We start from the raw sequence: 26,898 nt of genomic DNA on the forward strand, positions 1-26,898 counted from the left end.
GCGGCTCAGGAACCGTTCTTGAGGAAGTCCGGCACGTCCACGTCGTCGAAGAGCACCCGGCGCGGCGACTGCTGCGGCGCCGGCATGGTGGCCGGCGGCGCGACCGGCGTGCCGGGCTGCGCCGGCTGGTTCTGGTTCGGCTTGCGGGTCGGCTCGGCCGCCTTGTACGCGGGCGTGCCCCCGTCGAAGCCGGCCGCGATCACGGTGACCCGGACCTCGTCGCCGAGCGCGTCGTCGATGACCGCGCCGAAGATGATGTTGGCTTCCGGGTGAGCCGCGTCGGTGACCAGCTGCGCGGCGTCGTTGATCTCGAACAGGCCCAGGTCGGACCCGCCGGCGATGGAGAGCAGCACGCCGCGGGCGCCGTCCATGCTCTGCTCCAGCAGCGGGCTGGAGATGGCCGCCTCGGCCGCCTCGACCGCGCGGTTCTCGCCGCGGGCGCTGCCGATGCCCATCAGCGCGCTGCCGGCGCCGCTCATCACGCTCTTGACGTCGGCGAAGTCCAGGTTGATCAGACCCGGGGTGGTGATCAGGTCGGTGATGCCCTGGACACCGGAGAGGAGCACCTGGTCGGCGGTCCGGAAGGCATCCATCATGGAGATGTTACGGTCGCCGAGCGCGAGCAGCCGGTCGTTCGGGATGACGATCAGCGTGTCGCACTGGTTGCGCAGCTCGTCGATGCCGGACTCGGCCTGCACCTGGCGGCGCTTGCCCTCGAACGAGAACGGCCGCGTCACCACGCCGATGGTCAGCGCGCCGAGCTTGCGGGCGATGTTCGCCACCACCGGCGCGCCGCCGGTGCCGGTGCCGCCGCCCTCGCCGCAGGTCACGAAGACCATGTCGGCGCCCTTGAGCACCTCCTCGATCTCGTCGCGGTGGTCCTCGGCGGCGTTCTTGCCGACGTCCGGGTTCGCCCCGGCGCCGAGCCCCCGGGTCAGCTCCCGGCCCACGTCGAGCTTGACGTCGGCGTCGCTCATCAGCAGCGCCTGCGCGTCGGTGTTGATCGCGATGAACTCGACGCCCTTGAGCCCAACCTCGATCATCCGGTTGACGGCGTTGACGCCGCCACCCCCGATGCCGACGACCTTGATGACCGCCAGGTAGTTGTGCGGAGGTGTCATCTCCGGTCCTTTCCCTTCGAGATTGGCATGGGCCGACCCCACACGGCTTGGCCAGACCAGCGGTCGACGCAGTTCCCAGCGAGGGCGCGGGTCGAAACCCTCACCCTGTACTAGAGGCTTACAGTTATGTCAACCACTGATCCTCTTCGGGGCAACGTAAGCGCCTCCACGCCGAGAGCCAAGGACCCGCCCGGCGTGTCGCCGCCCATAGCGGGACGAGTCACGTCCCGCCCGCCACCGGACACCCCCGCTGACCGGCGGATCACTGGAAGGTGACCACGTCCGGCGCGCTCACGTCGATGGTGTCGGCCTGCCGACCGAGCAGCGCGGTCGCCACCCGCGACTTGTCCGCCCCCCGGGTGGCGTCCCCCCAGACCACCGCCCGGTCGTGCCGCAGCCGCAGCGTGATCCGGGCCAGCCCGGCCACGTCCACCGAGACCAGCTCGGCGCGGAGCTGCGGGCTGAGCACGGCGAGCACCGCCAGCCCCGCCCGGGTGCCCGGGTCGTCCGGCCCCGGCCTGCCGACCTGGACCAGCGGCAGCGCGTCCGGGGCCCGGGGCACGGTCCGGAAGACCACGCCGGCGCGGTCGATCAGGGCGAACTGCTCCCCCTGCGGCACCGCCGCCACGGCCGTCCGCTCCACCACCCGGATCACCAGCGTGCCAGGCCAGTCCCGGGACACCGACGCGCGCTCCACCGGCGCCAGCGCGCCGACCCGCCGGGCGGTCGCCGTCAGGTCCACCCGGGCGAGGGGCTGGTTGTCCGGGACCGCCGCCGCGTCCCGCACCTCGACGGGGGTGACCAGCTTCGCGCCGACCACCCGGACCTCGCGGACGCCGAACAGGCCGGTGCCCAGCACGGTCCAGGCGACCAGCCCGGCCAGCGCGAGCACCCCGACCGCGACCGCCCAGGGCAGGGCGGCCCGCATCCGGCGCTGCCGCGCCCGGGCCATGAACCGGCGGGTGGACGGCGGGACCGCGTCGGTGCCGGCCCGGACCAGCTGCCAGCGCCGCACCGGTCCGCGCCGGCCGGCGCCGCCGTCCGGGCCGGGTGTCCGGCCCCGGGCCGGGCCGGGACTCATCCGGCCGTGGCGGCCGCGCCGTCCGTGTCGACGGCGGCGCCCACGGCCGTCGGGCCGCCGGTACGGGCCAGCAGCGCGTCGACCAGCTGGTCGCCCATCAACGAGATGGGCGGCGCGCCCATGGTCACCACGACGTCGCCCGGTCGGGCCCTACGGGCCACCTCGGCCGGCACCTCGTCCCACGAGTCGACGAAGACCTTGCGGTCGGCCGGCAGCGGCACGGCCTCGATCAGCGCGGCCGAGCCCTCGCCGGGCTGCCGCAGCTCACCGGGGCCGAAGACCTCCAGCAGCACCAGCTCGTCGGCGATGCCGAGCGCCGCGGCGATCTCGGCCTGCAGGTCCCGGGTGCGGTACAGCCGGTACGGCTGGAAGACCACGATCAACCGGCCCTCGCCCGCCACCTCGCGCAGCGTCTGCAGGGCCAGCGTCATCGAGGTCGGGTGGTACGCGTACTCGTCGTAGACCAGCACGCCGTCCGCGACGCCCTTGCGCTCGAAGCGCCGCCGGACGCCGGGGAACGCGCCCAGCGCGGCCTCCGCCGCCTCGACCGGCAGCCCCAGCAGGTACGCGGCGAGCACCGCGGAGGCGCTGTTGAGCCCCATGTGCCGGCCCGGGATCGGCAGCCGGATCTCGCCCAGCGAGCGGCCGTCGATCTCGGCCAGGTAGCGCACCCCCTGCGCGGAGGAGATCATCTCGCTCAGCCGCAGGTCGGCGTCGGGCGACTCGCCATACGTCCACACCCGGCGGCCGTCGGCGCGCAGCGTCTCGGCCAGCCGCCGGCCGCCCGCGTCGTCGGCGCAGGTGATGATGAACCCGTCCGGGTCGGTGAGCCGGGCGAACTCGGCGAACGTCGCCTCCAGGTTCGCCAGGTCGCCGTACGTGTTGAGGTGGTCCGCCTCGATGTTGGTGATGATCGAGACGTACGGCCGGTAGATCAGGAAGGAGCGGTCGCTCTCGTCCGCCTCGACCACGAAGTACTCGCCGGTGCCGTGGTGCGCGCCGGAGCCCACCTCGGAGATCTCCCCGCCGATCACGAAGGACGGGTCGGCGCCGGCCTGCTGGAGCACCATGGTCACCATCGAGGTGGTGGTGGTCTTGCCGTGGGTGCCGGCGACCGCCACCGTCCGGCGGCCGGTCATCGCCGCGGCCAGGGCCTCGGAGCGGTGCAGCACCCGCAGCCCGCGTCGGCGCGCCTCGACCATCTCCAGGTGGTCCTGGGGGATGGCGGAGGAGTAGACCACGGTGTCCACGCCGTCGAGGTTGGACACCTCGTGGCTCATGTGGATCGTGCCGCCGAGCGCCCGCAGGCCGGCCAGGGACGGCCACTCCCGCAGCTCGCTGCCGGAGACCGGCAGCCCCCGGGTGAGGAAGAGCCGGGCCAGGCCGCTCATGCCGACCCCGCCGACCCCGATCAGGTGGATCCGGCCCAGGTCCTCCGCGGTCAGCGTGCCGGCGGGGGTGAACTGCGCGGTGTTCATGAGAAGTACCTTCCCGTCGCGACGGTCCGCATCAGCGGGCCACCGCCTCGTAGACGAAGTTCAGCAGCGCGACGTCGCCGTCCCGTCGGCCGTACGCGGCCGCGGCGGCGCCCATCGCGGCGAGCCGCTGCGGGTCCCGGATGAGCGGGATGACCGTCCGCTCCAGCCAGTCCGGGGTCAGCTCGGCGTCGTCGACGAGCAGCCCGCCCCCGGCCTCCACCACGGGCAGCGCGTTGCGCTTCTGCTCCTGGTTGCTGTGCGGGTACGGCACGTAGATGGCGGGCAGCCCGATCGCGGCCACCTCGGCGCAGGTCATCGCCCCGCCCCGGGCCAGCATCAGGTCGGCGGCGGCGTAGCCCAGCTCCATCTCGGACAGGTAGGGCAGCGTCACGTACGGCACCGGCAGGTCGGTGGGGACCGAGACGGGCTCGTTGCGGGCGCCGATGACGTGCAGCACCTGCACGCCGTGGCGGGCCAGCTCCTTGGCCGCCCCGGAGACCGCCAGGTTGATCGAGCGGGCGCCCTGCGAGCCGCCGGCGACGAAGAGCACCGGCAGGTCCGGGCGGAGCCCGAAGTGGGCCCGCGCGGCGTTCCGCATGGCCGCCCGGTCCAGCCCGGCGATCCCCGGACGCAGGGGCACGCCGACCACCCGGGCGTCGCGCAGCGACTCGGCCTGCGCCGGCTGGTGCGGGAAGCCCACGGCGACGTTCTTGGTGAACTTCATCCCGAGCCGGTTGGCCACGCCCGGCGGCACGTTCACCTCGTGGATGACGATCGGCAGCTCGCGCCGCCAGGCGGCGAGGTAGCCGGGGACGGAGACGTACCCGCCAAAACCGACCACGGCGTCGGCCTGCACCTCGTCGATCACCTTGCCCGCCGCGCGGGCCGCCTTCCACATCCGGTCGGGGGTGCGGACCAGGCTCATGTTCACCGAGCGGGGCAGCTGGTAGGCCGGGATCTGCCGCAGGTCGTAGCCGGCCGGCGGGATCAGCTCGTTCTCCAGTCCCTTCGGGGTGCCGAGGCAGGTGATCCGGACGCCCGGGTCGTGTCGGCGCAGGCAGTCGGCGAAGGCGAGCAACGGGTAGATGTGCCCACCCGTGCCTCCTCCGCAGAGCACCACCGAACGCAGCGGACCCATCAGCGCCTCCTCTCGCTCGCCGTGCCGGCGCGCGTCCGGCTCGGCCGGGCGCCGCGGGTCGCGGCCTGGTCGTCCTCCCGCCGCGCCCGGGACCGGGGTACGGACCCACGGTCGCCCGGTGGCGACGCCGGGCGGCGTCGCCGGCCGGGAAGCGGCGGCAACGGGGCCCAGACTAGTCGGACCCACCGGGCCGGCGGACGGGCATGCAGGGCTCGGGCCGCGTCGGGCTCCGCGCGGGCGAACGAGGCGAGCATCCCGATCGCCGCCAGGGTGACCACCAGGGCGCTGCCGCCGTCGGAGATGAACGGCAGCGGCACGCCGGTCAGCGGCAGCAGGCCGGTGACCCCACCGATGTTGATCACCGCCTGGCCGACCAGCCAGGCGGTGACGCCGGCGGCGGCGAGCCGGCGGAACGGGTCCTCCACCCGCCGGGCGATCCGCAGCCCGGTGTACGCCAGCACGGCGAAGAGCACCAGCACCACGGTGCAGCCGACCACGCCCAGCTCCTCCGCGATGATCGCGAAGATGAAGTCGTTGTGCGCCTCGGGCAGCCAGTCCCACTTGAAGCTGCTCTTGCCGAGCCCGACCCCGAACCAGCCGCCGTGCTCGATCGCGTTGCGCGCCTGCATGATCTGGTAGCAGTCGTCCCGGGAGCAGTTGGCCGGGTCGAGGAACGAGGTGAGCCGGGCCAGCCGGTAGTTGTCGGCGTCCCGGGAGCCGGAGCCGGCGCCCAGGGACGCGGCGGCGACCAGCAGGCCGACGCCGGCCAGGCCGACCGCGGAGAGCGCAGCGAAGACCTGCAGCCGAACGCCGGCCGCCCAGAGCAGCCCGACGACCAGGGCCAGCAGGCAGAGCATGCTGCCGAGGTCGTTGTAGCCGACCAGCACGAAGAGCAGGCCGACCACCGGGAAGAGCGGGGCGGCCAGCTCCTTCCACCAGCCCAGCACGGCCCCCTTGCGGACCAGCACGTGCGCGCCCCACAGCGCCAGCGCGAACTTGGCCAGCTCGGCGGGCTGGACCTGGATCGGCCCGAGGTAGAGCCAGAGCAGCTCGGCGTGCAGCGGGCCGACCGATTTGACCCGGAACAGCGACTCCAGCGCGACCAGCACATTGAGGATGAGCAGCAACGCCACGGCCACGCCGAGCGCGGGCCGGCCCAGCGCCCGGAAGGTGCGGGCGGGCAGCCGCTGGCAGGCCCAGAACGCCACGATGCCGATCACCGCGAAGATCGTCTGCTTGACCAGGGAGGCCGTGGCGTCGCCGTCCTCGGCGTAGTCCTTCACGCTGGTCGCCGAGAAGACCATGGTCAGGCCGATCAGCAGCAGCAGCCCGGCGCTGGAGAGCAGCAGGTAGTAGGAGGCCAACGGGCGGGCCAGCAGGCCGCGCAGCGCGGCCAGCCCACCGGCCGCGTCCAGCCCGAACAGCGCGCCCGGCGGCTCCGCCGGCCGCGCCGCCGCGGGCGGTCGGCGGGTCTGCGTCTCGGTCGTGCCCTCGGTGTCTCGTTCCTCCCCCACCCGCCCATCATCGCGGCTGCGCCGGCCCGCTCGTGGCCCAACCGGCCGGTCGGCGTGTCGAAACGCGAAGGAGGGGCCACCAGGGCCCCTCCTTCGCACCGTCGGTGTGCCGGCTCAGGTGACCGCGGCGAGGAACTCGCTGTAGAACAGGCCCAGCGCGATGGCCACGCCGATCCCGGCGATGATCCAGAACCGGACCACGATGTTGACCTCGCTCCAGCCGGCGAGCTCGAAGTGGTGCTGCAACGGCGACATCCGGAACACCCGCTTGCCGGTGGTCCGGAAGGAGATGATCTGGATCACCACGGACATCGTGATGATCACGAAGAGCCCGCCGATGATCGGCAGCAGCAGGATGGTCCGGGTGGACATCGCCATGCCGGCGATCAGGCCACCCAGGCCGAGCGCCCCGGTGTCGCCCATGAAGATCCGGGCCGGCGAGGTGTTCCACCACAGGAAGCCGACACAGGCACCGGCCGCCGCCCCGGCGATCAGCGCGATCTCCAGCGGGTCCCGGACCGTGTAGCAGTACGCCTCGGTGTAGTTCGGGTCCGCGCACCAGTGCCGGTACTGCCAGAAGGCGATCAGCGCGTACGCGGCGAGCACCATCACCGAGGCGCCGGTGGCCAGGCCGTCCAGGCCGTCGGTGAGGTTGACGCCGTTGGTCGCCGCCATCACCACCAGGATGATCACGATGATCGAGGCGACCTTGCCGATCTCCAGCGCCGGGATGTCCCGGATGAAGCTGAGCGTGGTGCTGCCGACCGTCTCGGCGTTCGTCCGGGTGCCGGTGGCGTCGTACATCCTGCTCGGGAAGTAGAGCGCCACGACGCCGAAGATCGCCCCGACCAGGATCTGGCCGGCCAGCTTGCCGCGCTTGTTCAGGCCGCCGCTGTGCCGCTTGCGGACCTTCAGGAAGTCGTCGATGAAGCCGACCGCGCCGGAGAAGACCATCAGGCCGAGCAGGACCAGCGCGGTCATGGTCGGCTCCACCTGGGCGATCTGCGCGTCCGGCAGGGTGGTCAGCGCGAGATGACCGGCGACGTACGCGATCACCGTGGCCAGGATGAAGACCACGCCGCCCATCGTCGGCGTGCCCTTCTTGCCCTGGTGCATGGCCGGGCCCTCGGCCCGGATCGGCTGGCCGGCCTTCAGCCGGGTGAACACCTTGATCGCGATCGGGGTGCAGAGCAGCGAGATCAGGAAGGCGACCCCGATGGCGACGATGACCGCCCTCATGAGGTGACCCCCTCCCCGGTGGCCTCGCGCAGCGCGTCGGCCACCTCCCAGGTGCGGTACCGCGAGCCCTTCACCAGGACCACGTCCCCCGGACGTAGCTCGCCCCGCAGCACCTCGACGGCCGCCGCCTGATCGGTGAGCAGCACCGACTCTCCTCCCCAGTCACTTACCGCTGTCGCGCCTTCCTGGATCGGCGCCGCCGGCTCGCCCACCACGAGCAACCGGTCGACGCCCAGCTCGGCCGCGAGCCGGCCGACCTGCTGATGCCCCTCCCGCTCGAACGTCCCCAGCTCGGCCATGTAGCCGAGCACCGCGACGGTACGCCCCTGCCCGCGCAGGCCGGCCAGCGCCCGCAGCGCGACCGCCATCGAGCCCGGGTTGGCGTTGTACGAGTCGTCGATCACGGTGACCCCGTCGGAACGCTCGAAGACGTCCATCCGCCGGGTCGAGACCAGCCCCAGCTCGCCCAGGGCGACGGCCACCTCGGCCAGGGGCATCCCCAGCTCGCGGGCCACCGCGGCGGCGGCGAGGGAGTTGGAGACCTGGTGCCGCCCGGTCAGCCCGAGCCGCACCGGCGCGCTGCCCTCCGGGGTCACCAGGGTGTACGACGGCCGCCCCCGCCCGTCCAGCGTCACCTCCACCGCCCGCACGTCGGCGTGCGCCGCCTCGCCGTACCGGACCACCCGGGCCCGGGTCCGGGTGGTCATCGCGTCGACCAGCGGGTCGTCGGCGTTGAGCACGGCCAGCCCGTCGGCGGGCAGCGCCTCGACCAGCTCCCCCTTGGCCAGGGCGATGGTCTCCACCGAGCCGAACTCGCCGATGTGCGCCACCCCGACGTTGAGCACAACGGAGATCCGCGGCGGCACCACGTCGCAGAGGTATCGGACGTGCCCCACCCCGCGGGCGCCCTTCTCCATCACCAGGTAGCGGGTCTCCGGCCCGGCCTGCAGCGCCGTGTACGGGTGGCCCAGCTCGTTGTTGAACGAGCCGGGCGGCGCCACGGTCGGGCCGAGCCGCACGGTCAGCTGGGCGATCAGGTCCTTGGTGGTGGTCTTGCCGGAGGAGCCGGTCAGCCCGATCACGGTGAGCCCGGGCAGCCGGTCGACCACCGTGCGGGCCAGCCGCCCCATCGCCGCGAGCGCGTCGTCGACCAGCACCATCGGCACGCCGGGGACCTCCCGGGTACCGAGCACCGCCACCGCGCCGGCCGAGACCGCGCCGGCGGCGTAGTCGTGCCCGTCCACCTTCTCCCCGGGGAACGCCACGAAGAGCCCGCCGGGGGCGACCTTGCGGGAGTCGAACTCGACCGACCCGGTCACCCGGGCCGCCGGGTCGGCGGCGAGCAGCCGCCCGTCGACGGCCGAGGCGACCTCGGCCAGGGTCAGCGGGATCACCGTCGACCCGCCAGGTCCCCGAAGCGGGTGCGCAACGCCTCGGCCAGCTCGACCCGGTCGTCGAACGGGAGCACCTCGCCGGCGATCTCCTGGCCGCGCTCCTGCCCCTTGCCGAGCAGCGCCACCACGTCGCCCGGTTCGGCCAGCCGCACCGCCTCGGCGATGGCGGCCCGCCGGCCGGGCGCCTCGATGATCCGGGCCGGCGCGTTCGCCGCGTACGCCCCGGCGAGCACCTCGGCCCGGATCGCGGCCGGGTCCTCGGTGCGCGGGTTGTCGTCGGTCACCAGCACCACGTCGGCTCCCTCCGCCGCGGCGGCGCCCATCACCGGCCGCTTGCCCCGGTCCCGGTCGCCACCCGCGCCGATCACGCAGATCAACCGCCCGCTGCTCAGCTCACGCAGCGCGACCAGGACGGCCTCGATCGCGTTCGCCTTGTGCGCGTAGTCCACCACCCCGCGCACCGGCGCGTCGCCGCTGACCAACTCCAGCCGCCCCGGCACCCCGCCGCAGGCGGAGACCCCGGCGACCGCGGTGCCCGCGTCCACCCCGGCGGCGACCAGGGTGGCGACGGCCAGCAGCGCGTTCGCCACGTTGTGCCGGCCCGGCAGCGCCACCACGGCGGGCAGGGCCAGCCCGTCCGGGCCGTGCACGGTGAAGCGCTGGGCGTACCCCTCGCCGTCGATCCCGTCGGCCCACCAGGTGGCGGTCGGGTCGCCGGCCGCCGAGTAGCTGACCGTGGCCGGCTTGGACAACGGCCGCAGCGCCGGGTCGTCGTGGTTGAGCACCTCGACCCGGCAGCGCCCGTCGAAGAGCTTCGCCTTGGCGGCGAAGTAGTCCGCCGCGTCGGCGTGGAAGTCCAGGTGGTCGGAGCCGAAGTTGGTGTAGCCGCCCACGGTGAAGCGGACCCCGCCGACCCGCCCCATGGCCAGGGCGTGGCTGGAGACCTCCATGACCACCGCGCTCACCCCGCGCTCCCGGGCGACGGCGAGCATGGCGTGCAGGTCGGTGGCCTCCGGGGTGGTCCGGACGCTGTCGATCACCAGGTCGCCCAGCCGGGTCTCCACGGTGCCGATCAGGCCGGTGGTGTGGCCGGCGGCGCGCAGCCCCGACTCGATCAGGTAGCTGGTGGAGGTCTTGCCGGCGGTGCCGGTCACCCCGATCACGGTCAGCCCGGCGGTCGGGTCGCCGTAGACGGCGGCGGCGACGTCGCCGAGGATCGCCCGGGGGTCGTCGACCACCAGCGTCGGCAGGCCCGCCGCGGCGGCCAGTTCGGCGCCGGCCGGGTCGGTCAGCAGGGCCACCGCGCCGGCCTCGGCCGCCCCCGCGGCGAACTCCGCGCCGTGCCGGCGGGCGCCGGGCAGCGCCGCGTACAGGTCCCCGAGGCGGACCTCCTGGCTGGCGTGGGTCACCCCGGTCACGGCCACCTCGACGGCGCCCTCGGGCGGCACGACGGCGAGCCGCGCGGCGAGGTCGCCGAGCCGGACGGGATTCACGGTACGGGGACGTGGATTGCCGGGCACGGCGTCAGACCCTACCCGGTCGCCCGGGTTCCGACCGCACAGCTGCCCCGGTGGTTCGTCGCCACTCACCGATGATGTCCCGTCCGCCCCGTTCAGCGCGGAAAGACCTCGAACTTGGGGGACCTGCTGGTCGCCGACGGGGGCACCCGGTAGTGCCGCAGGGTGTAGCCCATCATCTCCCGAAAGGCCGGCGCGGCGACCGCGCCGCCCTCGCCGCCGGGGCTCCAGACGAAGACCGCCACCACGTACCGGGGATGCTCGGCCGGGGCCATGCCGATGAACGAGCCGACCTCGCCGGGCTGCAGCCTGCCGTCGGAGTACCGCAGCCCGGTGCCGGTCTTGCCGGCCACCCGGTAGCCGGGGACGGCGGCGGCCAGGCCGGTGGCCCGCCCATCGGGCCCGTCGACCGTGGTGACCGCCTCCAGCATGGTGCGCAGCGCGGCGGCGTTCTGCGGGCTGAGCACCGAGCGGGTGATCGGGACGGGGCCGGGGCTCTTCTTGCCGTCCGGTCCGATCACCTCCTTGATCAGGTGCGGCTGGACGTACGTCCCGTTGTTGGCGATGGCGGCGTACGCGGCGGCCATCTGCAGCGGGGTGGCGTCCACGCTGTGCCCGATCGGCACCGACCCTTCCGACGAGAGGCTCCACTGGTCGGCGGGGAGCAGCCGCCCGGACGCCTCCCCCGGCATGCCCTCGCCGGTGGGCTGGCCGAGCCCGAACCGCTTCTGGTAGTCGATGAGCCGGTCCCGACCCAGCTTGTCGGCGATCTCGATGGTCCCGACGTTGGACGAGAAGGCCAGCATGCCGGGGATGCTCATCTTCTGCCCGTTGGCCGGGTGGGTGTCCCGGAAGGTGGTGTCGCCCTTGGTGATCGTGTTGGCGACCGGGAACGTGGTGTCCGGGGTGATCACGCCCTCCTGGAGGGCGGCGCCGTAGGTGATCGCCTTGTGGATCGAGCCCGGGTCGACCACGAAGCTGGTCGCCGCGTCCTCCCGGTCCGTCGGCCTGCTGCCCTCCGGGTCCACCGCGTCGTAGGTGGGGTTGCTGGCCTGCGCCAGCACCTCGCCGGTGGCCACGTCGATGATCACGGCGGCGCCGACGCTGCCCCTGGTCTGCGCCATCTGGGCGGTGAGGATCCGCTGCGTCTGGAACTGGAGGTCCCGGTCGATGGTCAGCTCCAGCGAGCTGCCCGGCTTGGGCTGGGTGGTCTGGCTGTAGCCGCCCGGGATCGGCGCGGCCAGGTCGCCCTGCCCGACCTCGTAGGTCTTCTTGCCGGCCTGCCCCTGGAGCAGGTCGTCGTACTTCGCCTCCAGCCCCTCCAGGCCGACCATGTCCTGGCTGACGAAGCCGATCAGGTTGGCGCCCAGGTCACCGCCGGGCACCTCGCGCCGCTCGTCCCGGTGCACGCCGATGCCGGCCAGGTCCAGCGCCATGATCTGCTTCGCCTTGCCGATCTCGACCCCGCGGGCCAGGTACTCGAACTGCGACGGATTGCCCGTCGGGAGCTTGCGGGGCTTCATCTTCCCGGCCAGGTCCGAGGCGGGCACGCCGAGCAGCGGGGAGAGCAGCCGGGCGGTGGCGAACCGGTCCTTGACCCGGGTCGGGTCGGCGAAGACGTACCGCGCCTCGACGCTGTGCGCCAGCCGGGCGCCGGTCCGGTCCAGGATCGCGCCGCGCGGCGCGGGCAGGTCGACCACGGCGAGCCGGTCGGTGACACCGCCGTCGGCGTACGCCGGGGTGTCGACGGTCTGCAGGAAGACCAGCCGGATGCCGATCGCGGCGAAGAGCGTCAGGGCGAGCAGCGTGCCGAGCCGCAGCCGGCGGCGCGGGTCGGCGAGCTTCGGCGGGCGGCGCGGCTTGCGCGACGGCCGCCGGGCGGCGGGCCGGTCCGGCCGGCGCGGGCCCGGCCGGCGGCGCGGCGCCGGCGCCTCGTCGTCGTCGAACGGCTCCCGCGCCGGGCGCGGCGAGACGGTCCGCACCACGCCGGCCCGGCCGCCCGCGGCGGTCTCCCGCCGGCCGGTGCGGCCGGCGCCGGCGCGACCGCCGTCGAGCACCTGCAACGCCGGGCGGAACGGGTCGCCGGAGCGGCTGCTGCGCGGGGTACGCCGCTGCTCCGCGCCCCCGGTGGGCGCGGAGCGGGCGACCCCGCCGCCCTCGCGGATGGTGCGCCCCCGGGGCGTGTACGCCCGGGCGTCGGAGATCCCGCCGACGCCGGGCTCGCCGGAGCGCGGGTCGGCGCCCCGACCGCCCCGGGACGAGCCGCGCCGGGAGCCCGTGGGGTCCCGGCGCGGTTCCTCCGATCTCGGGGGCACCTGACTACCCCCCGTTGCCCTGCTGGCTGGTGATGGCCGGCGCGCCCTCGGCCGGGTGCGGAACGCCGATCGTCTTCCCGTCCGGCAGCCGGATGTACGCGGGCTCGCCGGACTCGACCAGGCCGAGCTTGCGGGCGTTGGCGGTCAGGTTGCCCGGCGCCTTCTGCTCGGCGATCTCCTTCTCCAGCTGCTGCTGGTCGACGTCGAGCTTGGCCTGCTGCTGCTGGAGCTTCTCCAGCTTGAAGGCGTTCTCGTTGATCTTCGTGTTGACCAGCAGGATGCCGAGCACCCCGCCGACCACCAGCACCAGGATCAGCCCGACGAACGGGGCCCGCGGCACGGAGACCGGCGGCGGCGGGGCGACCCGCAGCCGCGGCGACCCCGCCGCGGTGGCCTTCGTCCGCTCGGCCGGCCGCAGCGCGGCGCTGCCCTGGGTGGGGAACTCGCGCGCCCCCCGGGCGCGGGTCTCCTCCCGGCGGTCGAGCCGGTCGGCCCCCGCCGTCGCGGTCGCCCCTCGCGTGGTGCGCTGCGCCGCGGTCCGGCCCCCCGACCGCGGTGCGCGCTCCTTGATGCCGGTGTCCCGGCCGTCGCGCCTGTTGACGTTCATGTCCCCTCCCCCTCTTCGTCCGTCCCACTGCCGTCCCCGCGGGTCGACCGGGAATCCATCGCGGATCCCGGTGACCCCGTCCCCGGTTGGTGCATCGCCTTGACCCGGCGGCGGTACCGTTCGCGGTCGGTACGCCCCTGCTGGGTCGCCTCCGGGTCGAGCCGCTCCGCGGCCCGCAGCCGCACCGAGGCGGCCCGCGGGTTCGCGGCCACTTCCGCCTCCCCGGCGACCTCGGCGCCCCGGCTGAGCAGCCGGAACGTCGGGCCCGACCCGGGCAGTTCGACCGGGAGGTCGACCGGGCCCTTGCTGCGGACCCGGTCGGCGAGCGCCTGCTTGGTGAGCCGGTCCTCCAGCGAGTGGTAGGACAGGACCACCATGCGGCCGCCCACGGTGAGCTTGTCGAGAGCGGCCGGCAGCGCCGTCTCCAGCGCTGCCAGCTCCTTGTTTACCTCGATCCGTAAAGCCTGAAACGTTCTCTTTGCCGGGTGTCCACCGGTTCGTCGGGCTGGTGCCGGAATGCTCTCCCTGACCAGCTCGGCCAGCCGCGCCGACGACGTGATCCGGGCCCGCTCCCGCTCCCGGATGATCGCCGAGGCGATCCGCCCGGCGAACTTCTCCTCGCCGTACACCCGCAGCACCCGGGCCAGCTCCGGGTGGCCGTACGTGTTGACCACCTCCTCGGCGGTCACCCCCCGGGTCTGGTCCATCCGCATGTCCAGCGGCGCGTCCTGCGCGTACGCGAACCCGCGGTCGGGCGCGTCCAGTTGCAGGGACGAGACGCCGAGGTCGAACAGGATCCCGTCGATCGCCGGGTAGCCGAGCCGGTCGAGCACCTCGGGCAGCTCGTCGTAGACGGCGTGCTCCAGGTGGATCCGGTCGGCGAACCGGGCCAGCCGGACCCGCGCGTGGGCGAGGGCCTCGGTGTCCCGGTCCAGGCCGATCAGCACCGTGTTCGGGTGCGCCTCCAGGACCGCCTCGGCGTGCCCGCCGAGCCCGAGCGTCGCGTCGACGTGGACGGTGCGTCCGTTCCGACCCAGCGCGGGGGCCAGCAACTCGAGACACCGCTCGAGCAGCACCGGCACGTGCGTGCCACGTAGCTCCCCCATGTCGACCCCCACTGGTTGAAACCCGCTTCGTCCTGTCGCGTCCTGTCGTCGCCACGACGCCTCGCCATACCGCCAGATCCCCATCCGCTCCCGCCCGCCGGAGGCCGCGGCCCCCGTTACGGATCGTGCGCCTGGCACCGGGGAAGGGGTGCCAGGAACTCGAAAGCGGCTGGAGATCTCGCAGTACGCCGGGCGTCGCCACGCCCTACAGACCGCCGGGCAGCACCCCCTCCTCGATGTCGGCGAAGTCGTCTTCGCTCTCCGCGAGGTAGGCCTCCCAGGCCGCCCTGTCCCAGATCTCCACCCGGGTGCTCGCGCCGATCACGACCAGATCGCGGTCGAGGGCGGCGTACGAGCGCAGGTGCCCCGGGATGGTCACCCGGCCCTGCTTGTCCGGGACCTCGTCGTGCGCGCTGGCGAAGAAGACCCGGCTGTAGGCCCGGGCCGCCTTGTGCGTCATCGGCTGCGCGCGCAACTGCTCCGCGATCCGCTGGAACTCGGGCATCGGGAAGACGTAGAGGCAGCGCTCCTGCCCTTTGGTGATCACGACACCCCCCGCCAGCTCATCCCGGAACTTCGCCGGAAGGATCAACCGGCCTTTGTCGTCCAGGCGCGGAGTGTGGGTGCCGAGGAACATCGGCCCAACCCCCTTGCCCTGAGCGGCGTTCGCGGCGCCGCTGACCCCCCGGGCCGGTGCGGCCCTCCCGGCCTCACCATTGCGCCCCACTCTACTCCACTTCCCTCCACCCGCAACCAGAAACGCCCGCGTGGCGCGGCGTTTCCGAGCGCAAAAGAGCACGTCAGAAGGGGTGGAGCGGAGTGGAGGGCCAGAGCCGCCCGCGGGCGGCGTCCACTACCCGACATTGATCGACTCCATCCGGCCGAACGCCGACCGGCCGTCCGCCGCGCCACCCCGGCCGAACGGATCGCCGTCCGCGGCGATCTGGCAGTGCCACGGGTCCGGTAACCTCGCTCGGGTGACGGACGCGAAGATGCCCCTGCGGGCAAAGGTGGCCAGCTCCGTGTCGCGGACCGCCGCGGCGCTGTCGCGGGCCGCCGGCCGGGGCGACGGCTCGGTGATCGGCGGCTGGATCGGCCTCAAGATCGACCCGGATCTGCTCGTGCACCTGGCGGCGGGGCGCGCGATCGCCCTGGTCTCCGGCACCAACGGCAAGACCACCACCACCCGGCTCACCACCGCCGCCGTCGGCGTGCTCGGCCGGGTCGCCACCAACTCCTTCGGCGCCAACATGCCCACCGGGCACACCTCGGCGCTGGCGAAGGCCGGCAGCACCCCGTACGCGGTGCTCGAGGTCGACGAGCACTACCTCGCCCAGGTCCTGGAGGCCACCGAGCCGCACGTCGTGGCGCTGCTCAACCTCTCCCGCGACCAGCTCGACCGGGCCAAGGAGGTCGCCATGATGGCGCAGCTCTGGCGCGCCGCGCTGGTCCAGCACCCCGACGTGCGGGTGGTCGCCAACGCCGACGACCCGATGGTGGTCTGGGCCGCCACCCCGCCGGCCGACCCGGCCCGCGGCCACATCCCGCCGCACGTCAGCTGGTTCAGCGCCGGCCAGCGCTGGCACGACGACTCGTGGGTGTGCCCCGAGTGCGGCTCCACGATCCAGCGCTCAGGCGAGCAGTGGTGGTGCACGGGCTGCCCGCTGCGCCGCCCCGAGCCGCAGTGGACCGTCGAGGACGACGGCGTGCTCGACCCGAGCGGCGCCTGGCACAAGGTCCAGCTCCAGCTCCCCGGCAAGGTCAACCTGGGCAACGCGGCGACCGCCCTCGCCGTCGCCGCCGAGTTCGGCGTCCGCCCGGTGGACGCGGTCTCCCGGCTCGGCACGGTCACCTCGGTCGCCGGCCGCTACGCCCAGGTGGACCGGGACGGGCGCAACATCCGGCTGCTGCTGGCCAAGAACCCGGCCAGCTGGCTGGAGGCGTTCGACATGGCCGACGAGGCACCCACCCTGCTCTCCATCAACGCCCGCGACCCCGACGGGCTGGACACCTCCTGGCTCTTCGACGTCGACTTCGCCCCGCTCCGCGGCCGGCAGGTCCTGATCACCGGCGACCGGGCGTACGACCTGGCCGTCCGGCTGGACGTCAACGGCGTGCCGTTCCAGCACGTCCGGACCTTCGACGACGCGATCCGGGCGGTGCCACCGGGCCGCCTGGAGGTCATCGCCAACTACACCGCCTTCCAGGACATCCGAGCGGAGCTGGACCGTGTCAACTGAGAGCCTGCGCATCGTCTGGATCTACCCCGACCTGCTCTCCACCTACGGCGACCGGGGCAACATGCTGATCCTGGCCCGCCGGGCCCAGCTGCGCGGCATGCCGGTCGAGGTGCTGGAGGTCCGATCCGACCAGCGGCTGCCCGCCACCGCCGACATCTACCTGATCGGCGGCGGCGAGGACGGCCCGCAGGCGCTCGGCGCCCAGCGGCTGCTCGCCGACGGCGGCCTGCACCGGGCGGTCGCCCAGGGCTCGGTGGTCTTGGGCGTCTGCGCCGGCTACCAGCTTCTCGGCACCTCGTTCTTCGCCAAGGGCACCAAGTGCGCCGGGCTGGAGCTGCTCGACTTCTCCTCCGACCGCGGCCCCACCCGGGCCGTCGGCGAGCTGGCCGGCGAGGTCGACCCGCGGCTGGGCGTCCCCGCGCTGACCGGCTTCGAGAACCACGGCGGCCGCACCCACCTCGGGCCGGGCGTGTCGCCGCTGGCCCGGGTCACCGCCGGGGTCGGCAACGACGGCAGCACCGAGGGCGCGTGGCGGGGCAAGCTGCTCGGCACGTACTCGCACGGGCCCGCCCTGGCCCGCAACCCGGCCCTGGCCGACCTGCTGCTGCGCTGGGCCACCGGCATCCACCAGCTCCCCGCGCTCGACGACACCTGGGCCGAGCGGCTCCGCTCGGAACGCCGCGCCGCGGTGGCGGCCGCCGCCCGGGCGTGATCCCGGCCGTCCGGCGGCTGCTCCGACAGCCGTCGGCGCGCCGGTTCGCCCTGCTCCTGGCGCTGCTCGCCGGCTTCGGCGTCCTGCTGTTCCTGGTGCCCCGGCCGGACCCGGCCCAGCTCCCGCGGCTGGCCGGTTGCCTCGACGGGTATGCCCCGATAGCCGCGATCGTCGGCGGGGCGCTGCTGCTGGTGGCGCTGGTCCCGCGGACCTTCGTCACGCTCGCCGCCGGGGCGATCTTCGGCCCCCTGGAGGGTGCCGCGTACGCCCTCGGCGCCGCGCTGCTGGCGGCGGCGATCGGCTTCACCGTCGGCCGCCTGCTCGGCCGGGACTTCGTCGCCGAACGGGTGCGCGGCCGGCTGGCCCGGCTCGACGGCTGGTTCGCCCGGCAGAGCGTCCTGGGCGTCGTCACCGTCCGGCTGCTGCCGATCGCCGGCTTCGGGCTGGTCAGCTACGGCTACGGCACGACCGGTGCCCGGGTGCTGCCGTTCCTGGCCGGCAGCCTGATCGCCTCCGCCCCGACCGCCTTCGGCTACGCCGCCGTCGGCGCGGCAATCAGCTCGCCGGGCCACGTCAACTGGTATGCCGCCGCGCCGGCCAGCCTCGGCCTGATCGCCAGCGTGGTGCTGATCCACCGCTGGTGGCGCGCCGAACGGCAGCGCCGGGCGGTCCCGGGCTGATGCCCGCCGAGGAGCCGCTGCCCGGCGGGTTCATCGCCGAGGTGGTCCGGGTCGGCGACACCGTCCGCCGCACGCCCCCGGCGAACGCCGGCTTCGTCGCCGCGCTGCTGCGGCACCTGGACCGGGCCGGCGTCGGCCTGGCGCCTCCCTACCTCGGCACCGACGTCGGCCGCGCCACGTGACGCCTGCGCTGTACGGGCAGCCGGTCGCGCCGGTGCCGGCCGATCCCCGAAGCTGGGCTGCCCGCGAGCGATTACCTGACAGTCATGAATGTGCCCCAGCGTCATGTCGCTCGCGACCGCATCAGCCTCCCGGCGGACGGCAGGCAAGCCGCCGGAACGCGAGCACCGGTCGCGGCCGCACCCCGCGCGCCACCCCAGGTGCCGACCGAGGCCCGAACCTGGCCGGCTGTCCTCCGACCGTCCGCGGTTCCTGGCTGGTCTTCGCGGTCTGGCCCGTCGTGGCCGCGCTGGTCGCGGTGACCGCCGCCCACCACCGCGAGCCCTGACCCAGGACATGCCGGAGGCGCGCCCCGAGGTGGGGCGCGCCTCCGGGTCGGCGAGCGTCAGGCGACGATCGAGACCATCCGGCCCTTCACGACGATGACCTTGCGGGGCTCCTTGCCGGCCAGCGGACCGGCGACCGCCGCCAGCGCCGCCCCGCGCACCTCGTCCTCCGGCGCGTCGGCGGGGACCTCGATCCGGCCGCGGACCTTGCCGTTGATCTGCACCGGGTAGGTCACCGTCTCGGCGACCAGCATCGCCGGGTCGGCGGTCGGGAAGTCCGCGTACGCCAGCGAGCTGTCGTGGCCCAGCCGCCGCCACAGCTCCTCGGCGATGTGCGGGGCGAACGGCGCCAGCATCAGCACCAGCGGCTCGGCCACCTCCCGCGGCGTGGCGGACAGCCGGGTCAGCGCGTTGGTCAGCTCGATCAGCTTGGCGATCGCGGTATTGAACCGGATCCCCTCCATGTCGCCGCGGACCCCGTCGACCACCTGGTGCAGCAGCCGCCGGGTGGCCTCGTCCGCCGGCACGTCGGTGACCCGCGGGTCGCCGGTCTGCTCGTCGACGATCGCCCGCCAGACCCGCTGCAGGAACCGGTACGACCCGACGACCGCCCGGGTGTCCCAGGGGCGGGACACCTCCAGCGGGCCCATCGACATCTCGTACACCCGGAAGGTGTCCGCGCCGTACGCCGCGCACATCTCGTCCGGGGTGACCACGTTCTTCAGCGACTTGCCCATCTTGCCGTACTCGCGACGCACCTCGGCCTCGCCGTGGAAGAAGCGGCCGTCGACCTCGACGACCTCCTCCGCCGGCACCACGGCCTCGCGGGAGTCCCGGAACGCGTACGCCTGGATCATGCCCTGGTTGAACAGCTTGCGGAACGGCTCGAACGACGAGACGTGCCCCAGGTCGAACAGCACCTTGTGCCAGAACCGGGCGTACAGCAGGTGCAGCACGGCGTGCTCGGCGCCGCCGACGTACAGGTCGGTGCCCCCGCAGTCACCCGCCCCGCGCGGCCCCATCCAGTACGCCTCGTTCGCCGGGTCGGCGAACCGCTCCGAGTTCGTCGGGTCCAGGTAGCGCAGCTCGTACCAGCAGGAGCCGGCCCACTGCGGCATCACGTTGGTCTCCCGGGTGTAGCGCTTCGGCCCGTCGCCCAGGTCCAGCTCCACCTCCACCCAGTCGCGCCGCCGCGACAGCGGGGTCTCCGGGTTGCTGCCGGCATCCTCCGGGTCGAACGTCTTCGGCGAGAAGTCGTCCACCTCGGGCAGCTCGACCGGCAGCATCGACTCGGGCAGCGCGATGGCGGCACCGGTCTCGTCGTACACGATCGGGAACGGCTCGCCCCAGTAGCGCTGCCGGGAGAACAGCCAGTCGCGCAGCCGGTAGGTCACCGCGCCGGCGCCGTACCCGTTCGCCTCCAGCCAGGCGATGATCGTCGCCTTGGCGTCGGCGACCCCCAGGCCGTTCAGGTCCACGCCGCGGTCGGGCGCGGCGCTGTTGATCGCCGGACCGTCCCCGGTGTACGCCTTGCCGTCGAAGCCGTCGGCCGGCTGCACGGTACGCACGATCGGCAGGTCGAAGACCTCGGCGAACGCCCAGTCCCGCTCGTCCTGCCCGGGCACCGCCATGATCGCGCCGGTGCCGTAGCCGGCCAGCACGTAGTCAGCGATGAAGATCGGGATGCGCCCGCCGGTGACCGGGTTGGTCGCGTACGCGCCGACGAAGACGCCGGTCTTCTCCCGGGTGTCGGCCTGCCGCTCCACGTCCGTCTTGGCCGCGGCGGCCTTCCGGTACGCCTCGACGGCCGCCCGCGGGCTGGCGTGCCCACCGGTCCAGGCGTCCTTCGTCCCCGCCGGCCAGCTCGCCGGCACCAGCAGATCGACCAGCTCGTGCTCGGGGGCCAGCACCATGTAGGTGGCGCCGAAGACGGTGTCCGGCCGGGTCGTGAAAGCCCGAATCGGCTCCAGGGTGGTGGGAAAGTCGATGTGCGCCCCTTGCGACCGGCCGATCCAGTTGCGCTGCTGCAGCTTGATCGGCTCGGGCCAGTCCAGGGTGTCCAGATCGTCCAGCAGCCGATCGCCGTACGCGGTGATCCGCATCATCCACTGCTTCAGGTTGCGCTTGAAGACCGGGAAGTTGCCCCGCTCGGAGCGGCCGTCGGCGGTGACCTCCTCGTTGGCCAGCACGGTGCCCAGCCCCGGGCACCAGTTCACCGGCGCCTGGGAGACGTACGCCAGCCGGTGGTCGTCGACGATCGCCCGCCGCTCGGCCACGGTCAGCTCGGCCCAGGGGCGACCGTCCGGGGTCGGCCGGGTGCCCCCCTCGAACTCGGCGATCAGCTCGGCGACCGGGCGGGCCTTCTTCGCGTCCGCGTCGTACCAGGAGTTGAAGATCTGCAGGAAGATCCACTGGGTCCAGCGGTAGAAGTCGGTGTCGATGGTCGCCACCGTGCGGCGCTCGTCGTGGGCCAGGCCCAGCCGGCGCAGCTGCTCCTTGTACCGCTCGATGTTCGCCACCGTGGTGGTCCGCGGGTGGGTGCCGGTCTGCACCGCGTACTGCTCGGCGGGCAGGCCGAACGCGTCGAAGCCCATCGCGTGCAGCACGTTCCGCCCGGCCATCCGCTGGTAGCGGGCGAAGCAGTCGGTGCCGATGTAGCCCAGCGGGTGGCCGACGTGCAGGCCGGCGCCGGAGGGATAGGGGAACATGTCCAGCACGTACAGCTTCTCCGCGCCCGCCCGCGGGTGGTCCGGGTCGGCCAGCGGCCCGGTCGGGTTCGGCGCGTGGAAGGTGCCCTCCCGCGCCCAGGTCTCCTGCCACCGGTGCTCGATGTCGCCGGCCAGGGTCGCGGTGTACCGGAACGGGGGGATGTCGGTCGCCGGTGCGGCTGCCTCGCTCATGGCGTCTCCTCGGCGCTTCATGTCGGATGTGGGGAGCTCTGCTCAGGGCACAAAAAAGCCCCTCGCGCAGGAGGGGCCGCCGTGCTGTCGCGCGTCAGCGCATCAGCACGGCCCGGTAAGAAGCAGGAAGACTCCGGCCATGACCGGGAGTCTACCCGCCCCGCGGCCGTCCACGCCGACCGCTACCGCTGGTCGGGACGCGCGCCCGGCCGGACCGGCCCCCGGACCGCCCCGGCGACGACGGGCCGTGACCGCCCGATTCCCCCGACCTGACGAATATTCCGGGCGTAACCGACCGACCGGCTGCGGGGGTCGGCGACAGCGGTAAACATGGTTAGCCTGAGAACCAGTGAGATTTTTGCGGCAGACGAGGCTCGCACGTCGCGAACCTAACGGCGGGTCCAGGTGCTCTATACAGAGCTGCCGTCCGGCGACGAGGAGGAGGCCCGTGACACAACAGACCTGGGACGAGGTGGGCGGTCTGCTGCCGCACGACGAGTTCCGCGCCGCCAGCGAGGCCATCGTGGCCAACATCGAGCAGGTGATCGAGGGCAAGACCGCCACGGTCCGGCTCGCCCTGGCCGTGCTGCTCGCCGAGGGCCACCTGCTCATCGAGGACGTCCCCGGCGTCGGCAAGACCAAGCTGGCCAAGGCGCTCGCCCGCTCGATCGACTGCTCGGTGCGCCGGATCCAGTTCACCCCCGACCTGCTGCCCAGCGACGTCACCGGGGTCAGCGTCTACAACCAGGAGAACCACGACTTCGAGTTCCGCCCCGGCGCGGTCTTCGCCAACCTGGTGGTCGGCGACGAGATCAACCGGGCCTCGCCGAAGACCCAGTCCGCCCTGCTGGAGTGCATGGAGGAGCGGCAGGTCACGGTCGACGGGGTCACCTACCAGCTGCAGACCCCGTTCATGGTGATCGCGACGCAGAACCCGATCGAGATGGAGGGGACGTACCCGCTGCCGGAGGCGCAGCGCGACCGGTTCACCGCCCGGATCGCGATGGGCTACCCGGACGTCGGCGCCGAGCTGGCCATGCTGGACGGTCACGGTGCCACCGACCCGCTGAACGAGCTGCGCCCGGTCTCCGACGCGGCCACCGTGCGCCAGCTCATCGCCACCGTCCGGCAGGTGCACGTCGCCGACGCCGTCAAGCAGTACGCGATCGACCTGGTCACCGCCACCCGCGAGGCCCCGGACCTGCGCCTCGGCGCCTCCCCCCGGGCCACCCTCCAGCTGCTGCGCACCGCCCGCGCGGTGGCCGCCCTGGAGGGGCGCGACTACGTCCTCCCCGACGACCTGCAGGCGCTCGCCGTGCCGGTGCTGGCGCACCGCATCATCCCGACCGCCGACGCGCAGCTGGCCCGCCGCACCACCGACGCGATCGTCGCGGAGCTGGTGCACCGGCTGCCGTTGCCGCACGACCGCAAGCGCTCGCCGTACGACACCCGGCCCGCCACCGGCAACGGCCGCGGTCCGTACGAGCCGCGGAGGCCGTGAGGTGCGCGACGGCCTGCGCGGACTGACCACCCGGGGCCGCTCGTTCCTGGCGGCCGCGGTGGCCGCCGCGGTCTCCGCCGGCATCCTCGGCGAGAAGGACCTGCTGCGGGTGGCCGTCCTGCTCGCCGTTCTGCCGCTGCTCGCGGCGGCGTACGTCGGGCGCAGCCGCTACAAGCTCGCCTGCAACCGGTCGCTGGAGCCGCACCGGGTGCCGGTCGGGGCCAGCTCCCGGGTGGTGCTGCGGCTGCAGAACCTGTCCCGGCTGCCCACCGGCACCCTGCTGCTGGAGGACCGGCTGCCGTACGCCCTGGGCAGTCGACCCCGGGTGGTGCTGGAGCGGCTCGGCGCGCACCAGGCCAGCTCGGTGGCGTACACGGTCCGCGCCGACGTGCGTGGCCGGTACGAGGTGGGCCCGCTGGTGGTCCGGCTCACCGACCCGTTCGGGTTGTGTGAGCTCACCCGCGCCTTCCCCAGCACCGACCACCTCACCGTGATCCCGCAGGTCACCCCGCTCCCCTCGGTCCGCCTCCCCGGCGAGTACGCCGGCAGCGGCGACAGCCGGGCCCGCTCGGTGGCGGTGCACGGCGAGGACGACGCGGCCACCCGGGAGTACCGGATGGGCGACGACCTGCGCCGGGTGCACTGGAAGTCGACCGCCCGCACCGGCGAGCTGATGGTGCGCCGCGAGGAGCAGCCCTGGGAGAGCCGGGCCACGGTCGTGCTGGACACCCGCGCCTTCGGCCACCGGGGCGACGGCCCGACGGCGAGTTTCGAGTGGGCGGTCTCCGCCGCGGCCAGCATCGCGGTGCACCTGCGTCAGGCCGGCTACAAGCTGCGCCTGGTCACCGGCTCGGACGCCGACGTGGATGCGACCGAGGGGGCCGGCGAGGGGCTGCTTCTCGACCACCTCGCCGAGGTCCGGCTGGACAAGCGGGGCGAGATCGCCACGCTGGTGCACCGGGTCCGGCAGCGGGCCGACGGCGGGCTGATCATCGGCCTGTTCGGCTCGCTGAGCACGGCCGAGGCGGAGCTGCTCGGCGGGCTGCGGGGCAACGGCGCCACCTGCGTCGGCTTCGTGCTGGACAGCTCCACCTGGCTCAACCTCCCGCCGAAGGCCCGCGCCGAGGCGGAGCACGCGCACGGCGCCGCGGCGCTCGCCCTGCTGCAGAGCGGGTGGCGGGTGATCGGCGTGGACCACGGCGGCCGGCTACCGGTGCTGTGGCCGCAGGCGGCCCGCGGCTCACAGGGCTTCGCGCTGCGCGCGGCGCTCGCCGAGACGGTCGCCGGGGGCGTGCGATGACCGGAAGGACGACCTCGTGACCGCGACCCGGAACCTCGGCTTCGTCGCCGCCGCGGCGACCCTGCTGGCCGCGGCGCCGCTGTCGGCCATCTTCGAGCGCTGGACGTGGCTGATCCAGGCGGCCATCGTGGTGGCGGTGGTGGCCGGGGCGGCCGCGCTGAGCCGGCTGGTCCGGGCCCCGCTCTGGGGCCAGGTGCTGGCCATGCTCGCCGGCCTGCTGCTCGGCCTGACCTGGATCTTCCCGGGCGGCACCGAGGTGCTCGCGTTCCTGCCCACCCCGGGCACCTTCGGCCACTTCGGCGAGCTGCTCGGCGCGTCGGTGCAGGACATGCGGTCATACGGCGTGCAGGTGCCCGACGTCGACTCGCTGCTGTTCCTCGCGGTGCTCGGCATCGGCGGGGTCGCGATCGTGGTCGACGTGCTGACCGTGGGGCTGCGCCGGCCGGCGCTGGCCGGCCTGCCGATGCTGGCGATCTACTCGGTGCCGGTGGCGGTCTACGTGGACAGCGTCCCCGCGACCCCGTTCGTGGTGGGCGCCTGCGGGTACCTCTGGCTCCTGGTCACCGACAACGTCGACCGGGTGCGCCGGTTCGGCCGCCGGTTCACCGGCGAGGGCCGGGACGTCGACGTGTGGGAGGCGTCGCCGCTGGCCGCCGCCGGTCGCCGGCTCGCCGTGGTCGGCGTCGCGCTGGCCGTGGCGCTGCCGCTGGCCGTGCCGGGGATGACCGGTGGCCTGATGAACGCGGTCGGCTCCGGGACGGGCAACGGCACCGGGCGGCCGGGGCAGGGCGGCAGCCCGGGCCGGATCGACCTCTTCGCCGCGCTGAGCGGCCAGCTCAACCAGTCCGAGGTGACCGACCTGGTCAAGGTCACCACCACCGAGGCGTCCCCGTTCTACCTGCGCTTCGGGGTGGCCGACGAGCTGCGCCCGGACGGCTTCCGGGTGCGGGTCCCGACCGGCCAGCCGGCCAACCGGCGCCTGCCCGACCCGACCGAGCGGACCGGCCGGGGCGTCGAGCGGCAGCGCTACCGGGCGACCGTCGAGGTGACCAAGAACCTCACCATGCCCCTGCTGCCGGTGTACGCGGAGCCGGTGAAGACCGACGACCTCAGCGGCAGCTGGCTCTACGACCCGAGCCTGCAGATCCTCTTCTCCAACCGGGAGAACTCCCGGAGCAAGCGCTACTCATTCGACTACGTCCGCTCGACGTACAGCCCCTCGGCGCTGCGCGCGGCGCCGTCGCTCTCCGCCGACGACCCGGTGCTGCGCCAGCAGACCGTGGCCCCGGTGGTACGGGAGGTCGACAAGCTGGTCGACCAGCTCGTCAAGGGCAGGCAGAACGACTACGACAAGGTGCGGGCCATCTACGACTACTTCTCGGTCGAGAACGGCTTCACCTACTCGCTCGCCACCAAGGGCGGCACGAGCGGCGACGACATCACCGACTTCCTCGCCACCAAGGTCGGCTTCTGCCAGCAGTACGCCGCCGCGCTGGCGTGGCTGGTCCGCCGGGCCGGCATCCCGGCCCGGGTGGCGTTCGGCTTCGCCAACGGCAGCAACTCCGGCGGCGGCGGGTACGTGCTGACCAACCGAAACCTGCACGCCTGGACGGAGGTCTTCTTCGGCGGCATCGGTTGGGTGCCGTTCGACGCCACCCCGGCGGCGAGCATCCAGGGCTCGATCCGGTCGCCCTGGGCCCCGGACACCGACGCTCCGGAGGAGACCAACCCGACGACGGGCAGCACGGCCGCCCCGGGCGCGGCCGACCCCTCGGCCGGTCCGAACGGGCCGGACCGCACCGACAAGGAGATTGACGAGGGCCTCGCCGTGAACGGTGGCGGCCCGACCCGGCAGGCCCCGGTCTGGCCGTGGTGGACGGCCGGCGCGCTCGCCCTGCTGGCGCTGCTCGCCGCGCCGGCGCTGCTGCGCAGGGCGCTGCGCCGACGCCGGCGCGTCCGGGCGCACGGGGCGACGGCCACCGTGCTGGACGCCGGCGCCGGCAGCCCGGGTGGGGCGCGCGAAGTGATGGTCGGTGCGGACGCCGACCGGGCCCGCGCGGACGCCCACGCCGCCTGGGACGAGCTGCTGGACACACTGGTGGACTTCCGGGTGCCGGTCGACCGGACGGAGACGCCCCGGGCGACCGCCGACCGGCTGGTCCGGGACACGCTCACCGGGGACGCCTCGGCGGCCACCGCGGCCCGGCTGCTCGGCCGCGCCGAGGAGCGGGCCCGGTACGCGCGCGATCCGCTCACCGGCGAGGCGCTGCACCCGGCGCTGCGCAGCGTACGCGGGGCGCTCGCCGCGCGGGCGGACCGACGTACCCGCCTGCTGGCGGCCGTGCTGCCGCCGTCGGTGCTGCTGCGCTGGCAGCGGGCCATCTCGGACGCCTCCACCCGGCTGGTCGCCGCGGCCGGTCAGGTGCGGCATTTCGTGGTGCGATGGAGTCCGCGTCGCCTGCTGGCCGGCCGCCTGGCCCGCTGACCGGGTCCCGTCCGCCGGCGCTCCCCCGCCGGCGGACGGGACACCGCCCGCGACCCGCGACGCC

General features: G+C 74.0%; 20 protein-coding genes. 7 read left to right on the forward strand and 13 right to left on the reverse strand.

Annotation, left to right across the window (positions count from 1 at the left end; all coding sequences use genetic code 11):
* Positions 1 to 5: 5 nt before the first annotated feature.
* From ftsZ to mraZ, 12 genes are all read right to left on the reverse strand, one after another.
* A complete protein-coding gene (ftsZ, locus tag EV384_RS29340) occupies positions 6 to 1,121 on the reverse strand; it encodes a cell division protein FtsZ (protein WP_089013383.1) in 1,116 nt (371 codons plus the stop codon).
* A 262-nt stretch (positions 1,122 to 1,383) separates the two neighbouring features.
* Positions 1,384 to 2,202 (reverse strand): cell division protein FtsQ/DivIB, encoded by an 819-nt coding sequence (locus EV384_RS29345; protein ID WP_130338392.1) that lies wholly within the window; start codon positions 2,200 to 2,202, stop codon positions 1,384 to 1,386.
* Positions 2,199 to 3,680, reverse strand: a complete 1,482-nt coding sequence (gene murC, locus EV384_RS29350) for a UDP-N-acetylmuramate--L-alanine ligase (RefSeq protein ID WP_130338394.1) — start codon at positions 3,678 to 3,680, stop codon at positions 2,199 to 2,201. Before murC ends, EV384_RS29345 begins: the two co-directional genes overlap by 4 nt.
* A gap of 31 nt (positions 3,681 to 3,711) precedes the next feature.
* A complete protein-coding gene (gene murG, locus EV384_RS29355; RefSeq protein WP_130338396.1) occupies positions 3,712 to 4,818 on the reverse strand; it encodes an undecaprenyldiphospho-muramoylpentapeptide beta-N-acetylglucosaminyltransferase in 1,107 nt (368 codons plus the stop codon).
* Positions 4,818 to 6,215: an FtsW/RodA/SpoVE family cell cycle protein gene (locus tag EV384_RS29360; RefSeq protein ID WP_207232677.1), complete on the reverse strand. Its 1,398-nt coding sequence runs from the start codon at positions 6,213 to 6,215 to the stop codon at positions 4,818 to 4,820. Before EV384_RS29360 ends, murG begins: the two co-directional genes overlap by 1 nt.
* 231 nt (positions 6,216 to 6,446) lie before the next feature.
* Entirely contained in the window at positions 6,447 to 7,571 is a 1,125-nt protein-coding gene (gene mraY, locus EV384_RS29365) for a phospho-N-acetylmuramoyl-pentapeptide-transferase (RefSeq protein WP_130338400.1), read from the reverse strand.
* On the reverse strand, positions 7,568 to 8,965 hold the full coding sequence (locus EV384_RS29370) for a UDP-N-acetylmuramoyl-tripeptide--D-alanyl-D-alanine ligase (protein WP_130338402.1): 1,398 nt from the start codon (positions 8,963 to 8,965) through the stop codon (positions 7,568 to 7,570). The genes mraY and EV384_RS29370 overlap by 4 nt, the downstream gene beginning before the upstream one ends.
* Positions 8,962 to 10,485, reverse strand: a complete 1,524-nt coding sequence (locus tag EV384_RS29375; RefSeq protein WP_130338404.1) for a UDP-N-acetylmuramoyl-L-alanyl-D-glutamate--2,6-diaminopimelate ligase — start codon at positions 10,483 to 10,485, stop codon at positions 8,962 to 8,964. The genes EV384_RS29370 and EV384_RS29375 overlap by 4 nt, the downstream gene beginning before the upstream one ends.
* A 92-nt stretch (positions 10,486 to 10,577) precedes the next feature.
* Positions 10,578 to 12,797 (reverse strand): peptidoglycan D,D-transpeptidase FtsI family protein, encoded by a 2,220-nt coding sequence (locus tag EV384_RS29380; RefSeq protein WP_130338406.1) that lies wholly within the window; start codon positions 12,795 to 12,797, stop codon positions 10,578 to 10,580.
* Between the two features lie 4 nt (positions 12,798 to 12,801).
* Complete coding sequence (gene ftsL / locus EV384_RS29385) at positions 12,802 to 13,404, reverse strand: cell division protein FtsL (RefSeq protein ID WP_130338408.1); 603 nt, start codon at positions 13,402 to 13,404, stop codon at positions 12,802 to 12,804.
* Complete coding sequence (gene rsmH, locus EV384_RS29390) at positions 13,401 to 14,510, reverse strand: 16S rRNA (cytosine(1402)-N(4))-methyltransferase RsmH (RefSeq protein ID WP_130338410.1); 1,110 nt, start codon at positions 14,508 to 14,510, stop codon at positions 13,401 to 13,403. Before rsmH ends, ftsL begins: the two co-directional genes overlap by 4 nt.
* Before the next feature lie 205 nt (positions 14,511 to 14,715).
* Positions 14,716 to 15,147 carry a division/cell wall cluster transcriptional repressor MraZ gene (gene mraZ / locus EV384_RS29395; RefSeq protein ID WP_089013373.1) on the reverse strand — a complete coding sequence of 144 codons (432 nt, stop codon included), beginning with the start codon at positions 15,145 to 15,147 and terminating at the stop codon, positions 14,716 to 14,718.
* Between the two features lie 355 nt (positions 15,148 to 15,502).
* On the opposite strand from mraZ, the gene EV384_RS29400 reads away from it, so the two are divergent.
* From EV384_RS29400 to EV384_RS35175, 4 genes are read left to right on the forward strand one after another with little or no spacing between them, the layout of a single operon-like run.
* Positions 15,503 to 16,750 carry a MurT ligase domain-containing protein gene (locus tag EV384_RS29400; RefSeq protein WP_130340889.1) on the forward strand — a complete coding sequence of 416 codons (1,248 nt, stop codon included), beginning with the start codon at positions 15,503 to 15,505 and terminating at the stop codon, positions 16,748 to 16,750.
* Positions 16,740 to 17,462, forward strand: coding sequence for a type 1 glutamine amidotransferase (locus tag EV384_RS29405; RefSeq protein ID WP_130338412.1), 723 nt, complete (start codon positions 16,740 to 16,742; stop codon positions 17,460 to 17,462). Before EV384_RS29400 ends, EV384_RS29405 begins: the two co-directional genes overlap by 11 nt.
* Entirely contained in the window at positions 17,402 to 18,142 is a 741-nt protein-coding gene (locus EV384_RS29410) for a TVP38/TMEM64 family protein (protein WP_130340890.1), read from the forward strand. Before EV384_RS29405 ends, EV384_RS29410 begins: the two co-directional genes overlap by 61 nt.
* Positions 18,142 to 18,324 (forward strand): hypothetical protein, encoded by a 183-nt coding sequence (locus EV384_RS35175; protein ID WP_165440109.1) that lies wholly within the window; start codon positions 18,142 to 18,144, stop codon positions 18,322 to 18,324. The genes EV384_RS29410 and EV384_RS35175 overlap by 1 nt, the downstream gene beginning before the upstream one ends.
* Before the next feature lie 383 nt (positions 18,325 to 18,707).
* On the opposite strand, the gene leuS is transcribed toward EV384_RS35175, so the two are convergent.
* The gene (gene leuS, locus EV384_RS29420; protein ID WP_130338414.1) at positions 18,708 to 21,548 is read right to left on the reverse strand and encodes a leucine--tRNA ligase; all 2,841 of its coding nucleotides are present in this window, start codon (positions 21,546 to 21,548) and stop codon (positions 18,708 to 18,710) included.
* Between the two features lie 448 nt (positions 21,549 to 21,996).
* On the opposite strand from leuS, the gene EV384_RS29425 reads away from it, so the two are divergent.
* Genes EV384_RS29425 through EV384_RS29435 form a run of 3 tightly spaced genes read left to right on the forward strand, consistent with a single transcriptional unit; the run spans position 21,997 to position 26,834 of the window.
* Entirely contained in the window at positions 21,997 to 23,049 is a 1,053-nt protein-coding gene (locus EV384_RS29425) for an AAA family ATPase (RefSeq protein ID WP_130338416.1), read from the forward strand.
* A 1-nt stretch (position 23,050) separates the two neighbouring features.
* Entirely contained in the window at positions 23,051 to 24,349 is a 1,299-nt protein-coding gene (locus tag EV384_RS29430; RefSeq protein ID WP_130338418.1) for a DUF58 domain-containing protein, read from the forward strand.
* 16 nt (positions 24,350 to 24,365) lie between these two features.
* Positions 24,366 to 26,834 (forward strand): transglutaminase TgpA family protein, encoded by a 2,469-nt coding sequence (locus EV384_RS29435; RefSeq protein WP_130338420.1) that lies wholly within the window; start codon positions 24,366 to 24,368, stop codon positions 26,832 to 26,834.
* Positions 26,835 to 26,898 lie beyond the last annotated feature (64 nt).

The organism is Micromonospora kangleipakensis (genome assembly GCF_004217615.1).
Taxonomy (GTDB): domain Bacteria; phylum Actinomycetota; class Actinomycetes; order Mycobacteriales; family Micromonosporaceae; genus Micromonospora; species Micromonospora kangleipakensis.

Bases quoted from the DNA above. Each gene is read 5' to 3' on its own strand.
- murC (WP_130338394.1), bottom strand. From the start codon at position 3,680: ATGAACACCGCGCAGTTCACCCCCGCCGGCACGCTGACCGCGGAGGAC.
- mraZ (WP_089013373.1), bottom strand. From the start codon at position 15,147: ATGTTCCTCGGCACCCACACTCCGCGCCTGGACGACAAAGGCCGGTTG.
- murG (WP_130338396.1), bottom strand. From the start codon at position 4,818: ATGGGTCCGCTGCGTTCGGTGGTGCTCTGCGGAGGAGGCACGGGTGGG.
- EV384_RS35175 (WP_165440109.1), top strand. From the start codon at position 18,142: ATGCCCGCCGAGGAGCCGCTGCCCGGCGGGTTCATCGCCGAGGTGGTC.
- rsmH (WP_130338410.1), bottom strand. From the start codon at position 14,510: ATGGGGGAGCTACGTGGCACGCACGTGCCGGTGCTGCTCGAGCGGTGT.
- mraY (WP_130338400.1), bottom strand. From the start codon at position 7,571: ATGAGGGCGGTCATCGTCGCCATCGGGGTCGCCTTCCTGATCTCGCTG.
- ftsL (WP_130338408.1), bottom strand. From the start codon at position 13,404: ATGAACGTCAACAGGCGCGACGGCCGGGACACCGGCATCAAGGAGCGC.
- ftsZ (WP_089013383.1), bottom strand. From the start codon at position 1,121: ATGACACCTCCGCACAACTACCTGGCGGTCATCAAGGTCGTCGGCATC.
- EV384_RS29400 (WP_130340889.1), top strand. From the start codon at position 15,503: ATGCCCCTGCGGGCAAAGGTGGCCAGCTCCGTGTCGCGGACCGCCGCG.
- leuS (WP_130338414.1), bottom strand. From the start codon at position 21,548: ATGAGCGAGGCAGCCGCACCGGCGACCGACATCCCCCCGTTCCGGTAC.
- EV384_RS29345 (WP_130338392.1), bottom strand. From the start codon at position 2,202: ATGAGTCCCGGCCCGGCCCGGGGCCGGACACCCGGCCCGGACGGCGGC.